Origin of the sequence: Bacillus sp. FSL M8-0071, from assembly GCF_037975455.1 — a bacterium.
Lineage (GTDB): Bacteria > Bacillota > Bacilli > Bacillales > Bacillaceae > Bacillus > Bacillus subtilis.
Window position 1 is genome coordinate 2842152 of sequence record NZ_CP150256.1, and the last position, 13353, is coordinate 2855504.

Sequence of the window (13353 nt, forward strand, 5' to 3'; positions counted from 1 at the left end):
ACTCTCGTTTCTTTATAAAAATAAAAGGAGCATAAGCTAAAAAGCGCATAATGGCTTTCTAGCTTCAGCTCCCTTTGTGTTCGCAATTTACTTTATAGTACTTTCGCTTGCGCCTGTTTAATTTGCACAGGCCCCATTCCTCTTGGTATTTCAATGTTTTCTCTTGTATCAGCATGTAATGCCTCTGCAATGTAATCAGCAGCGACATTAGGATCTAAGTCTCCACAAGTATAAACATCAATGCTCGCATATCCGTGCTCAGGAAAACTGTGAATCGTTAAGTGTGATTCAGAAATAATCACAACTCCGCTTACGCCTTGCGGTGCAAATTTGTGAAATGCAACCTCGCGCACCTCAGCACCTGATTTTAGAGCAGCATTTACAAACGTTTTTTCAATAAAATCCATGTCATTCAGCTTATCAAAATCGCATCCCCATAGCTCGGAGATAACGTGACGCCCCATTGTTTCCATAGTCATGGACCCCCCTTAACAAGAATTAAAAAGTGAAATTCCAACAACTGGGTCGGCCATTTACCACGGGGGAAAGTTAGTCCGGAGAGGTCCTAACCCTTTAAGTAATTCCGAAACAGTCTCAAGCAAGAAGTTCACGAAAAATAGTATACTGTGTTTAAGTCTAATTTGCAAGGTGCGTTTTTTCAGAAATATGCTGTTAAGGGTTTTTTCTTTAAAATGTGTCCATGACCTTATTTTATACAGCAGACGGATGTTTCATTCGTGCCGCTACATGGCGGATTAGATCAACAACTCTGCAGGAGTAGCCCCATTCGTTGTCATACCACGCCAGCACCTTTACTTTCCTGTCTTCCATTACCATTGTTGTAAGCCCGTCAATGACCGCTGAATGCGGATTCGTATTATAATCAGTCGAAACGAGCGGTTCATCTGAGTAATCAAGTACACCGTACATCGACGTTTTGGCAGCGCGTTTAAATGCCTCGTTTACTTCTTCAGCCGTAACATCCGTTTTCAGATCAACAACGAGATCAACCAATGAGACGTTCGGAACAGGGACACGCAAGGCGAGGCCGTGAAGTTTTCCTTTCAGATGCGGCAGCACAAGCGAAAGCGCCTTTGCCGCTCCTGTTGTTGTTGGAATGATGGATTCACCGCAAGCCCGCGCCCGGCGCAAATCTTTGTGCGGGTTATCAATATTTTTTTGGTCATTCGTATACGCATGAACTGTAGTCATCAGACCGCTCTCAATGCCAAACTCTTCATCCAGTACTTTTACAACAGGCGCAAGGCAATTTGTCGTGCATGACGCATTTGAAATAATGACATGGCGCTCAGCGTCGAATTGGTCCTCATTTACGCCCATCACAATGGTAACGTCTTCATTTTTTCCCGGAGCGGTCAAAATCACTTTTTTTGCACCTGCTTCTATATGGCCCATCGCTTTATCTTTAGCATTAAACTTCCCTGTTGCTTCGACGACTATGTCAATATCATATTCCCGCCAAGGCAGCTGTTTTGGATCACGGCTGTTTAACAAAAGCACTTTCTTTCCATTTACGATCAGGCTGTCTTCACCAGCCACAACCTCTTTGTCGTATCTGCCGTGAATTGTGTCATACTTTATTAAATGAGCCAGCGTTTCTGCGGAATAGCTGGCGTTAATGGCCACTACTTGAATTTGATCGTCTAACATCGCTTTTCTAAAAACCATTCTTCCGATTCTTCCAAACCCGTTGATCGCTACTTTTACCTTCATGTTGGACACCCCTTATCAATTATGCCATCCTAATTTGTTACTATCTAAAATTAGTATAACACATTAAAACAAATTCGCCAGTACATATTGATAAAAATCAACGATTATAACGCTAATTTATGATGCATCTTATGTTTTCTTGCACAGAATATCAGGCGTAAGAACCAAAAAGCAGCCAGCGCTCCGCACTGACTGCCCTCATGCTTTATGATTCCTGTTTTAACTTATCATTGAGCACACTTTCTTCTAGCACAGAAAATGTATCCCCGTATACTCTGTTAATATGATTCGCTCCCCAAGCACACAGCATATCTAAAATTCCTTCTAAGCTGCGGCCGTATTCGCTGAGCTCATATTCCACTTTGGGAGGAACTTGATTATATACGATTCGGTTAATGACACCGTCCGCTTCCAGCTCGCGCAGCTGCTGAGTCAGCATTTTTTGCGTGATATTGGGCATTAGGCGTTTTAATTCGCTTGTACGTTTTTTTCCGTGCGTCAGATGGCATAAAATGACGCATTTCCATTTCCCTCCAATCACTTCAAGAGTCGCTTCAACAGAAATGTTATATTTTTTCTTCTCCATACAATCCATTCTCCTCACAGGCACCAAAAAGTGACTATAGCACTTCAAAGTACGTACTTTTATTTCTTAACGATATGTTTCATAATCACATTTGCCGGCTGATTTGAATCTGCTCTTTTTTATTTATATAGCTTACTCGGCAGAATTTCAATCATACAACACATCTTACAAAGGAGGAACATCATGACTTCAGCCAAAAGCAGTATTCCTGCACTACTGGCTTTGGCCGTAAGTGCATTCGCAATAGGGACAACTGAATTTATCAGTGTCGGCCTTTTGCCGCTCATTGCTGATGACCTGCATATTCCAGTCACGACAGCAGGATTAACCGTTTCCCTTTATGCGCTCGGCGTTACATTTGGGGCACCTATATTAACTTCATTGACCTCAAGCATGTCGCGTAAGACACTATTGCTTTGGATCATGTTTATTTTTATTGCCGGTAATACGATGGCAGCAACCGCTTCAAGCATCGGGATTTTACTAGCAGCACGTGTGATATCGGCATTTTCGCACGGTGTGTTTATGTCGATCGGTTCGACAATCGCAGCGGATATTGTCCCGGAAGATAAAAGGGCTAGCGCGATTTCAATTATGTTTACTGGCCTCACTGTGGCAACTGTAACCGGAGTTCCTTTTGGGACATTTATCGGCCAGCAGTTCGGCTGGCGTTTCGCCTTTATGGTCATTATCGCCGTCGGAATCATTGCTTTCATTACAAATGGTATTCTTGTACCGTCCAAATTACGAAAAGGGACGAAAACAACGATGCGGGATCAATTGAAGCTTGTGACAAACAGCCGGTTATTGCTTTTATTTGTCATTACAGCGCTTGGATACGGAGGAACATTCGTTGTGTTCACGTATCTGTCTCCCCTGCTTCAGGAAGTAACAGGCTTCAAAGCCGGGACTGTTGCAGTGATTCTGCTCGGATACGGAATAGCTATTGCTATCGGCAATATGATTGGCGGAAAGCTGTCAAACCGAAATCCGATTGCCGCTTTATTCTATATGTTTATCGTACAAGCAATTGTTCTATTCGTACTGACATTTACAGCCCCGTATCAAACAGCAGGGCTCATTACCATTCTCTGTATGGGATTGCTGGCCTTTATGAACGTGCCCGGCCTTCAGGTGTATGTCGTCATGCTGGCTGAGCGTTTTGTCCCGAGTGCAGTTGACGTCGCATCCGCGATGAATATCGCTGCCTTTAATGCAGGAATCGCGCTTGGGTCATACCTTGGCGGTGTGATCACCGATTCAATCGGATTGATTCATACCGCTTGGATAGGCGGATTAATGGTGGTCGGTGCAGTCATTTTAACAGGCTGGAGCCGCTTAATGGAAAAACGAGATCGGCAGGAAGCCTGACAATTTTAAAGGAGGAAATGAACATGACAACACATTTACAAGCAAAAGCAACACTTCATAATGGGGTAGAAATGCCTTGGTTCGGCCTCGGCGTGTTCCAAGTGGAAGAAGGATCTGAACTGGTAAACGCAGTTAAAACTGCCATTGTTCACGGGTACCGCAGTATTGATACTGCAGCTATCTATGGAAATGAAGCTGGCGTTGGAGAAGGGATTCGGGAAGGCATTGAAGAAGCAGGCATTTCAAGAGAGGATCTGTTTATCACATCGAAAGTATGGAATGCGGATTTAGGCTACGAAGAAACACTCGCCGCGTTTGAAACAAGCCTATCCAAACTCGGTCTGGATTATTTGGATCTATACCTCATCCACTGGCCTGTAGAAGGAAAGTATAAAGAAGCTTGGAGAGCGCTTGAAACGCTGTATAAAGAAGGCCGTATCAAAGCGATTGGCGTAAGCAACTTCCAAATTCACCATCTTGAAGATCTGATGACGGCAGCTGAAATTAAGCCTATGATTAACCAAGTGGAATTTCACCCGCGCCTCACACAAAAAGAGTTGATAAGATACTGCCAAAATCAGGGCATCCAGATGGAGGCTTGGTCACCTTTAATGCAGGGGCAGCTGCTGGATCACCCTGTATTGGCTGACATCGCTCAAACATACAATAAATCTGTCGCACAAATTATTTTGCGCTGGGATCTGCAGCATGGCATCATTACGATTCCTAAATCAACGAAGGAACACCGCATTAAAGAAAATGCAAGCGTATTTGACTTTGAATTAACGCAGGATGACATGAACCGAATCGATGCACTGAATGAAAACTTGCGAGTCGGTCCTGATCCGGACAACTTTGATTTTTAATGGCAAAAAAACACCGTTCAATATGAACGGTGTTTTTTGTATTATGCCCAGCTGTTCATGATTTCATCAAGCTGCCTTTCGGTCTCTTCAAGCGTGCCGCTGTTATCGATGACTTGATCTGCTCTTGCTGTTTTTTCCTCTAAGGACATTTGAGAGCGGATACGGCTGACTGCTTCTTCTTCCGTCAGCTGATTGCGCTTCATCAGACGTTCCAGTTGAAGCTCTTTTGTCACACTGACCACGATAATTTTATCAACCAATGATTCCAATTTGCTTTCGAACAATAGCGGGATATCCAATACAACAAATGCCTCCCGATTTGCAACGGCTTCATCACGGCGATTGAGCATTTCCTGCCTGACTGCGGGATGAACAATTGCATTTAAAGCGAGACGCTTTTGTTCATTTGTAAATACCAGCGCTCCAAGCTTTTTTCGGTCTATATCGCCATTTGAGAGCAGTATGTCTTCACCGAATTCGTCAATGATTTGCCGGTAGGCCGGCATCCCTTTTTCTACCGCTTGTTTTGCAATGATATCTGCATCTATAACTGTTATTCCTTTTTCAATCAGCATATTGGCTACCGTGCTTTTGCCGCTAGCTATTCCTCCCGTTAAACCAATGATTAAGGTCAAGAGATCCACTCCTTTTTACAATTTCCAGAGCCCAATCGTGATTAATAGAAGCCCCGGCAAAAACGCCATTTTATCGATCCATTTCCACTTAGACAGAAAATGGCCGGCATTGATTCCAATTGATACAAACAGCGAGCTCATGATTGCCACGGCGATGCTCATCACAATCGGTGAAAAACCGAGAATGGCTGCGCCTATACCTGCTCCAAAGGCATCAATCGATAAGGCAAATCCCAATAAGACCGCCTCAATTCCATTGATCACACCCGATTTGTCGATATCCGCACTCATGGGTTTTCTCAAAATATGAATCACAATCCCTAATGACCGAACCTCTAAATTAAGCAGTGTTTTTTCATGCAAGAGGTATTCTTTATCTTTTGCCGGTTTGAAGAATTGGTACAGAACCCACGCACCGATTCCAACCAATATCAAACCGCCAAGCTTCTCCGTCACATATACAGGAAAAAACTTCGTGAGAAAGCTTCCGATCAGCATGGATATAAACATGACAGCACCGGAACAGCAGGCGATAACCAAAATCGCTTTAAACGGTATTTTCATTTTTCTCAATCCGTACGTAAATCCGACTGAAAAACTGTCCAAGCTGACAGCCAACGCCAGCAGCAGTATAGAAACCATTTGCATATCCGTTTCTTCCTTTCTGTTGGTGCTCTTGTATCAGATGTGAAATGCCCGGGATTCATCACAATCATATATATGGGAAAGTGAAAAATCCGTGTTTCGAAAATGGCATCCTCCATTACAGAGTTACTGATATATGCACCGACAGCTTGGACGATGAAGCATTATGCTACTTTTTTTTCTGGCACTTTGCGCAAAAATGCGTGCCTCTTCCTCCAACGACAATTTTCGAAATCATCGTTCCGCAATTTTTGCATGGCTCGTCTTTTTTTCCGTAGACAAAATGCTGCAGCTGGAACATTCCGATTTCCCCTTGGGAGTTGATATATGAACGGACTGTGCTTCCGCCCGCATCAATCGCCTCCTGCAGAGTGTTTTTGATTTCAGCGTGAAGGATTTTGATTGTTTTATCTGATAATTGATTTGCTTTTATCTCGGGATGAACACCCGCTCTGAAAAGAGCCTCATCCACATAAATGTTCCCTAGTCCAACTACCGTTTTTTGATCCAGTAGGGCTGTTTTGACAGCGCGGTTTGTTTTCGCAAGCCGGTCTTTTAAATACGCACTCGTAAATTCTTCTGCATCCGGCTCCGGACCTAACTGAGAAAGCGGGAGCTCGCCCGCTTCTTCTCCCGGTTTAAATAAGTGCATGGTTCCAAATTTCCGCACATCCCTGTACCGGAGCTGGGTTCCATCCGTCATCGTGAATATGACATGCACGTGTTTATCGTCAGGCTCCTCGGCTTGATGAAGACCGTATTTTCCTTCCATTCGAAGGTGAGAAACCATAACATAATGATCTAAATGAAACAGTAAAAACTTTCCCCGTCTTCCGATGGACTGTATCGTTTCTCCTGCTAGTTTTCGCGCAAATTCCTCCGGTTCGGCAGGCCGTTTGATGATATTCGGCCATCTGATCTCTACCGATTTGATTGTTTTTCCCTTTACAAGCCCGGTCAGAGTGCGCCGGACCGTCTCAACTTCTGGTAATTCCGGCACATCCATCACTTCCTATCTCTGTTTATTTCGCATCGTACCAAGATGGGCCTGATGCAAAGTCCACCTTTAACGGCACATCTAATGCAAGCGCATGCTCCATCACTTCAGGAACAAGCTTTTCAAGAATTTCAATTTCTTCCTTTGGCGCCTCAAAAATCAATTCATCGTGTACTTGAAGCAGAAGCCTTGCTTTCAACTGTTTTTCTTTCAGCTTGGCAGCCATGTCAATCATGGCTTTTTTGATAATATCAGCGGCGCTTCCTTGAATCGGCGTATTCATGGCCGTCCGCTCTGCAAAACTTCGGATATTAAAGTTCCGGCTCGTCAGCTCAGGGATGTAGCGGCGGCGATGCATAAGCGTTGTTACGTATCCTTTTTGCTTCGCTTCCTGTACTGAATCTTCCATGTACGCTTTTACGCCTTGGAAGCTTTCCAGATAGCGGTCGATAAATGCTCCCGCTTCCTTCCGGGTAATGCCGAGGTTCTGTGACAGACCGTAATCGCTGATCCCGTAAACAATGCCAAAGTTGACCGCTTTCGCCTGGCGTCTCATCGCAGATGTCACTTCATCCTTAGCGACATGGAACACATCCATTGCCGTTTTCGTGTGAATATCCATATCATTTGTAAAAGCTTCGATCAGATTATCATCCTTTGAAATATGGGCAAGCACCCGCAGCTCGATTTGTGAATAATCGGCTGCAAAAATGAGCCAGTCTTTTTCAGACGGCACAAAAGCTTGGCGAATTTTCCGCCCTTCCTCAAGCCTGATCGGAATGTTTTGCAGGTTCGGATCAGTCGAGCTGAGACGACCAGTTTGCGTTAAGGCCTGGTTAAATCGCGTGTGCACTTTATGCGAATCCGGTCTCGTCACCTTTAAAAGCCCTTCGATATATGTTGATTGAAGCTTGCCAATTTGTCTGTACTGTAAAATATAGTCGACAATATCATGCTTGTCAGCCAGCTTTTCAAGCACATCGGCAGACGTAGAATAGCCTGTTTTCGTTTTCTTTACGACAGGAAGGCCGATCTTTTCAAATAAGATGACGCCTAGCTGTTTCGGAGAATTGATGTTAAACGGCTCTCCCGCAATCTCATGGATTTTTTCTTCATATTCCTTCAGCTTCGCACCCAGTTCTTCACCCATCCGTTTTAAACGGTCAACATCGACTTTGACGCCAGTTGATTCCATTTCGCCGAGAATAAGCGCAAGAGGCATTTCCAGCTCTTCAAACAGTTCAAGCTGGTCGTTGTTTTCCAGCTCCTGAACGAGCTTTTCCCGAAGGCTTTGAATCGCTAACGCTTTGCGGCCAAGGTGCTCAGACAGTACGTCTTCTGACGGCACTGCTCGTTTTGCTCCTTTTCCATAAACTGATTCATCACTTGAAACGATATGCAAGCCGTAATCCTTAGCCACACTCGCAACGTCGTCATATGAATTGCCCGGGTTGATGATATAAGCCGCAAGGAGCGTATCAAACTCGGCTCCTTTCAGCTCAATGCCCTGCCAGCGCAAAGCGACAACAGCCCGCTTGCTGTCGAAGACCCATTTCTTCTGCTCGTCATTTTCCACCCATTCTTTAAACACCTCAGACTCAACGGCAGTGTCTTTCGGAATGAAATAAGCTCCCGTTTCATTTACGATCGAAAATCCGAGAATCGGCTCTTCATGATAATTATCGCCAATCTGTTCAACGACAAATGCGGATGGAGAAACCAATATATCGCTTGTCACGTCTGTGACTGTTTTGACATTAATGTCTTCCAACGATTGATCCTGTTCTGCTTCTGCACTGTCTTCTCCAAGCCGTTCAAGAAGCGTGTTGAAGCCAAGATCTTTAAAGATGGCAATGACCTGTTCACGATTAAAGCCTTGATATTCCAGGCCGGAAACAGATACCTCAATCGGAGCATCCGTCATAATTGTCGCAAGCTCCTTGCTCATCAATGCTTGATCCTTAAACTCCTCAAGCTTTTCCTTCAATTTCTTTCCGCTCACCTCGTCAATGGACTCCAGCAGCTTTTCAACGGAATCAAATTGTTTTAAAAGCTTAATCGCAGTCTTTTCTCCGACGCCGGGCACACCCGGAATATTATCTGAGGAATCGCCCATCAGACCCTTCATGTCAATGATTTGTTCAGGCGTAAGCCCGTATTTCTCTTTGACATGCTCCGGTGTGTAAAATTCAACATCGGTAATTCCCTTTCTCGTAATGGCAACTGTCGTTTTGTCCGTTGCCAGCTGTGTTAAATCCTTATCTCCTGAGAAAACCTTAACTTCAAATCCGTCTTTTTCAGCCGATTTGGCCAGTGTGCCGATAATATCATCCGCTTCATATTGTTCCAGTTCATAGCGGCTGATCTGGTAGGCATCCAGCAGCTCGCGGATAAACGGCATTTGTTCGGAAAGCTCAGGCGGGGTTTTCTGTCTGCCGCCTTTATATTCTTTAAATGTGCCGTGACGAAATGTTGTTTTCCCGGCATCAAACGCAACCAGCATGTGCGTCGGTTTTTCATCCTCAAGCATTTTCATCAAAATCATCGCAAAGCCGTATACGGCATTTGTATGAACACCTTTATCATTGCTTAACAGCGGCAATGCAAAAAACGCCCGGTAAGCCAGACTGTTTCCGTCTACAAGCACTAATTTTTTTCGTTCCGTCATTCAATTTCCTCCTAAGAAGCCTCAGGCTTCCATTCATCTCTTACATAGTCATTAGCTCCTCTTATTTTAACAAAGTTCAATTTGAAAGGAAAATACGTGAACTATAAGAGAAGACACAAAAAAGGACGGGAACACAAATAGGTTCCCGCCGTCAAAATTGGCTCCTTGGATGAAGGGGTTCTACTACATCCTACCAGCATAGGTTTAACAGTGCATGAAGATATTGTTAAACCTTTGTAAACATTAGGCGGACTTTTCAGCGGCCCGTTTCAGCGTCACGGTAAAGACAGTTCCCCGTCCAAGCTCGCTTGTGACATCAATTTTCCCTTCATGAGCCTCTATTAAATGCTTGACAATTGCAAGGCCCAGTCCGGTTCCGCCCGAATTCCTGCTTCTGTCTTTATCTACGCGGTAAAAGCGTTCAAAGATGCGCGGAATTTCTTCTTTCTGAATTCCGATTCCAGAATCGGCAACCTCAATCTGAATGTCTTTTTCTCTGGGCTTTACATTGATAGCCACGGAGCCCCCCTCAGGCGTGTAGGTTAACGCATTGTTTACGAGATTAAGAAATACCTGTTTCAGCCTGTACGGGTCACCAGATACATATTGAGGGTCTTTCGGGACATTCAGTTGCAAGGAGATGCCTTTCTCATCCGCCTTATGCTTCAGAAGCGTTTCAATCTCACCAAGCATTTTGGCCGGCTCAAACGTTTCGATACTGAGCGTGAAATTTTGCTGCTCGATTTTTGAGAGATCGAGCAAATCCTGAACCAAAGACTGAAGCCTTTCGCTTTCCTTAAGAATAATAGAGAGAAATTCAGAAAGCGCCTCTTTGTCTTCCATCGCCCCGTCCAATAACGTCTCCGTAAACCCTTTTATGGACGTAATCGGTGTTTTCAGCTCATGAGAAACATTGGCCACAAAATCCTTCCTCATCTGCTCTAATTTCTTTGTTTCCGTCATGTCATGGAAAACAAGCACAATTCCTTTCCATTCATCGTCCGGCCCCATAATCGGAACGCCGTCCACTTCAAAATAACGCCGTTCTATTTTGATCGGAAGTCTTAACAGCTTGCATTTCTTTGTCTCCGTCATAAAAATGTCTTCGACAAGCTGGATCACTTCTTCATGTTCAAATGCATCGTGATAAAGACGGCGCAGCATATGATTCGGATTGATATGAAACTGCTTGGCGTAAGACCTGTTTACGAGATTAATAAAGCCTCTTCCGTCGATCATAATCAGCCCGGAGCCAATGTTTTCAATGACTGTCAGCAGCCGATCCCGCTGCATTTCCTGCGTTCGCGTCATTTCCATCAGATCAATGGCAAGGCTGTTCATCGCATGTCCTAGCTTATCAGAACGCCTAATATAGCCGCCGTACGTCCGTGCATCGTAGTTGCCCTTAGAGAGTTCTGTGGCTACATTTGTCGCTGACTCAATTGACCTTTTATAACGTGAGGTCATGCTGGAATAAAAATAAACAATGACGATAAATGCGGTACAAAGACTGGCCGTCAGCATCCCCCACAATTCGCCTTTTAAGCCGTCGCTTTTTTCAGAGGCGGAAAGTAGCACATATCCTGTTTTTTCCCCTTCGCTTCTAAGTGAAAGTCCGTAATAAAGCTTGTTATCTGTTGTTGACAGAATACCCTCATGGCCAGAAACAAGCGCCTGCACCTTTTGGGAATCAGCCGCTCTCCCGTTAGACCCATACAGCACCTTGCCGTCTGTATCGATAACGGATGCGCTCACATCAAGCGCGCCGCCTGCATCTTTAATGATTTTCTCATTTGTTTGATTATTCAGATTGCCGGCATCAAGAAGCGAAGCCAAGTATTTTGCTTCTTTTTCAATGTGTTCCTCTGCTTTCCTTTGATCAGATGTTTCAAAAAGCTGCTGTAAAAACAGCCCGAGAACACAAAACACCAGAATCATACAGACAACGAATACAGAAAAAAGGCGCACACGGTATTTATTCATTCATTTTTGGCTCCTCCAGTTTATACCCCAATCCCCTAATCGTTTTAATGTAGATCGGTTTTTTGGTATTGTTTTCAATTTTGTCGCGAAGATGGCTGATGTGCACATCAACAATTCTCGTATCTCCGGCAAAATCATAATTCCAGACTGCGCTCAGCAGCAGATCTCTTGTCAGAACTCTGCCTTTATGTCTGCCTAAATAGAGCAGCAGTTCGAATTCTTTCGGTGTTAGTTCAAGCTGACTTTCTTTAAAGTACGCTTCATAATGATCAGGCAGGATTTTCAGATCGCCGATTACGATCTGGCCTTCCATTTCATCGTTCTTCATCTCACTAGAGGGCGCAGCTATTTCCGAACGCCTTAAAATCGCTTTGACTCTCGCATTTACTTCTCTTGGACTGAACGGCTTGGTCATATAATCATCAGCACCGAGCTCAAGCCCTAATACTTTGTCGAATTCCTCATCCTTCGCTGTCAGCATTAAAATGGGAAACATCAGTTTTTGCTGTCTCAGCTGCTTGCATACTTCGATTCCGTCCAATTTTGGAAGCATCACATCAAGCACAATCAAATCAGGCTTCTCTGTTTCCGCTTTTTTGAGTGCTTCTTCCCCATCCGAGGCGGTAATGACATCATAGCCTGACCGTTCCAAATTGTACTGTAAAAGAGTAACAATAGATTCTTCATCATCCACAACTAAAATTTTCTTGTTCATGCTGTGCCTCCAGTATTATAATTCCCCGACATCCTATTTCTCTATTTTATGTCATCTTAACATGTTTCATGATTTTATTTTAGCGAAAGCAGGACATTCCGACAATTCGCCTTTTACATCATTTTTAAAAGAAATAAAGACGTTTATGATAACGCTTTCATTTATAGTAAAAAGAGAAAGGCTGTATTAAGCAAGCCTTTCTCTCTTTTTATTAGGATAATACTTTCATGACATTTTTGACAGATTCAACTGATTTATTCAGCTGCGCTCTTTCATAGTCTGTCAGTTCAAGTTCAATGATTTGCTCAAGACCGTTGCCGCCTACAATTGTAGGAACACCAAGGTAGATGCCTTCATAGCCGTATTCCCCTTCAAGATAAGCAATTGTAGGAAGGACGCGGCGCTGATCTTTCAAGATCGCTTCGACCATTTCTGTCAGAGAAGCCGCAGGCGCATAATACGCGCTTCCGTTTCCAAGAAGATTCACGATTTCGCCTCCGCCTTTTCTAGTGCGCTCCACAATTGCGTCAATCCGTTCTTTCGGAATAAGAGTTTCAAGCGGGATACCGCCAGCATAAGAATAACGCACAAGCGGAACCATATCGTCACCGTGTCCGCCGAGTACGAAACCAGTCACATCTTTCACTGACAGGTTTAATTCCTCTGCCACAAATGTTCTGAATCTTGCCGTATCAAGCACACCGGACTGGCCGATTACACGCTCTTTAGGGAAGCCTGATTCTTTGTACACCGCGTATGTCATTGCATCAACAGGATTTGTCAGCACCACAATAATAGAGTCAGGAGAATATTTCACGATTTCCCGCGTAACGCTTCTCATAATCTTTTCGTTTGTAGAGACCAGATCATCTCTGCTCATACCAGGTTTTCTTGCGATACCGGCTGTAATGACAACAATGTCAGAGCCAGCTGTATCCTCGTAATTAGATGTTCCCGTAATTTTTGCGTCAAAGCCTTGAACTGGGCTTGCTTCAAGCATATCAAGCGCTTTTCCCTTTGTCGGGTTCTCCAATTGCGGAATGTCAACAAGAACAACGTCTGCCAGCTCTTTTTGAGCGATTAAAAATGCAGTTGTAGCTCCGGTAAAACCTGCTCCGATAACAGAAACTTTTTTACGAGTATTTCCCATGTC

Annotated in this window: 11 protein-coding genes and 1 pseudogene; 2 read left to right on the forward strand and 10 right to left on the reverse strand. The window is 44.1% G+C overall.

The window, feature by feature from the left end; translation table 11 throughout:
- Positions 1-92: 92 nt before the first annotated feature.
- From speD to MKX71_RS14795, 3 genes are all read right to left on the reverse strand, one after another.
- On the reverse strand, positions 93-473 hold the full coding sequence (gene speD, locus MKX71_RS14785) for an adenosylmethionine decarboxylase (RefSeq protein WP_003223584.1): 381 nt from the start codon (positions 471-473) through the stop codon (positions 93-95).
- A 238-nt stretch (positions 474-711) separates the two neighbouring features.
- Complete coding sequence (locus MKX71_RS14790; protein WP_003229459.1) at positions 712-1734, reverse strand: glyceraldehyde-3-phosphate dehydrogenase; 1023 nt, start codon at positions 1732-1734, stop codon at positions 712-714.
- Between the two features lie 205 nt (positions 1735-1939).
- Positions 1940-2320 (reverse strand): winged helix-turn-helix transcriptional regulator, encoded by a 381-nt coding sequence (locus MKX71_RS14795; protein ID WP_003229458.1) that lies wholly within the window; start codon positions 2318-2320, stop codon positions 1940-1942.
- 183 nt (positions 2321-2503) lie between these two features.
- Between MKX71_RS14795 and MKX71_RS14800 the strand changes: the two genes are divergently transcribed.
- Both MKX71_RS14800 and ytbE read left to right on the forward strand, forming a co-directional pair.
- Positions 2504-3691: an MFS transporter gene (locus tag MKX71_RS14800; RefSeq protein ID WP_015251485.1), complete on the forward strand. Its 1188-nt coding sequence runs from the start codon at positions 2504-2506 to the stop codon at positions 3689-3691.
- 23 nt (positions 3692-3714) lie between these two features.
- Complete coding sequence (gene ytbE / locus MKX71_RS14805) at positions 3715-4557, forward strand: aldo/keto reductase YtbE (RefSeq protein WP_003229455.1); 843 nt, start codon at positions 3715-3717, stop codon at positions 4555-4557.
- Between the two features lie 41 nt (positions 4558-4598).
- Here the strand turns inward: ytbE and coaE are convergent, their stop codons facing one another.
- From coaE to mdh, 7 genes and pseudogenes are all read right to left on the reverse strand, one after another.
- Entirely contained in the window at positions 4599-5192 is a 594-nt protein-coding gene (gene coaE, locus MKX71_RS14810; protein WP_167408350.1) for a dephospho-CoA kinase, read from the reverse strand.
- 15 nt (positions 5193-5207) lie between these two features.
- Positions 5208-5858 (reverse strand): annotated as a pseudogene (gene ytaF / locus MKX71_RS14815) (sporulation membrane protein YtaF); the annotation flags it as partial.
- A gap of 148 nt (positions 5859-6006) precedes the next feature.
- Positions 6007-6837 carry a DNA-formamidopyrimidine glycosylase gene (gene mutM / locus MKX71_RS14820; protein ID WP_134818964.1) on the reverse strand — a complete coding sequence of 277 codons (831 nt, stop codon included), beginning with the start codon at positions 6835-6837 and terminating at the stop codon, positions 6007-6009.
- A 22-nt stretch (positions 6838-6859) separates the two neighbouring features.
- Positions 6860-9502, reverse strand: coding sequence for a DNA polymerase I (gene polA, locus MKX71_RS14825; RefSeq protein WP_339231268.1), 2643 nt, complete (start codon positions 9500-9502; stop codon positions 6860-6862).
- 243 nt (positions 9503-9745) lie between these two features.
- Positions 9746-11485, reverse strand: coding sequence for a sensory box histidine kinase PhoR (gene phoR, locus MKX71_RS14830; protein ID WP_163189526.1), 1740 nt, complete (start codon positions 11483-11485; stop codon positions 9746-9748).
- Positions 11478-12200: a two-component system response regulator PhoP gene (gene phoP / locus MKX71_RS14835; protein ID WP_003229442.1), complete on the reverse strand. Its 723-nt coding sequence runs from the start codon at positions 12198-12200 to the stop codon at positions 11478-11480. Before phoP ends, phoR begins: the two co-directional genes overlap by 8 nt.
- A 211-nt stretch (positions 12201-12411) precedes the next feature.
- The gene (gene mdh / locus MKX71_RS14840; RefSeq protein ID WP_003237775.1) at positions 12412-13350 is read right to left on the reverse strand and encodes a malate dehydrogenase; all 939 of its coding nucleotides are present in this window, start codon (positions 13348-13350) and stop codon (positions 12412-12414) included.
- Positions 13351-13353: the final 3 nt, after the last annotated feature.

Bases quoted from the DNA above. Each gene is read 5' to 3' on its own strand.
- phoR (WP_163189526.1), bottom strand. From the start codon at position 11,485: ATGAATAAATACCGTGTGCGCCTTTTTTCTGTATTCGTTGTCTGTATG.
- speD (WP_003223584.1), bottom strand. From the start codon at position 473: ATGGAAACAATGGGGCGTCACGTTATCTCCGAGCTATGGGGATGCGAT.
- polA (WP_339231268.1), bottom strand. From the start codon at position 9,502: ATGACGGAACGAAAAAAATTAGTGCTTGTAGACGGAAACAGTCTGGCT.
- MKX71_RS14795 (WP_003229458.1), bottom strand. From the start codon at position 2,320: ATGGAGAAGAAAAAATATAACATTTCTGTTGAAGCGACTCTTGAAGTG.
- phoP (WP_003229442.1), bottom strand. From the start codon at position 12,200: ATGAACAAGAAAATTTTAGTTGTGGATGATGAAGAATCTATTGTTACT.
- ytbE (WP_003229455.1), top strand. From the start codon at position 3,715: ATGACAACACATTTACAAGCAAAAGCAACACTTCATAATGGGGTAGAA.
- MKX71_RS14790 (WP_003229459.1), bottom strand. From the start codon at position 1,734: ATGAAGGTAAAAGTAGCGATCAACGGGTTTGGAAGAATCGGAAGAATG.
- MKX71_RS14800 (WP_015251485.1), top strand. From the start codon at position 2,504: ATGACTTCAGCCAAAAGCAGTATTCCTGCACTACTGGCTTTGGCCGTA.
- mdh (WP_003237775.1), bottom strand. From the start codon at position 13,350: ATGGGAAATACTCGTAAAAAAGTTTCTGTTATCGGAGCAGGTTTTACC.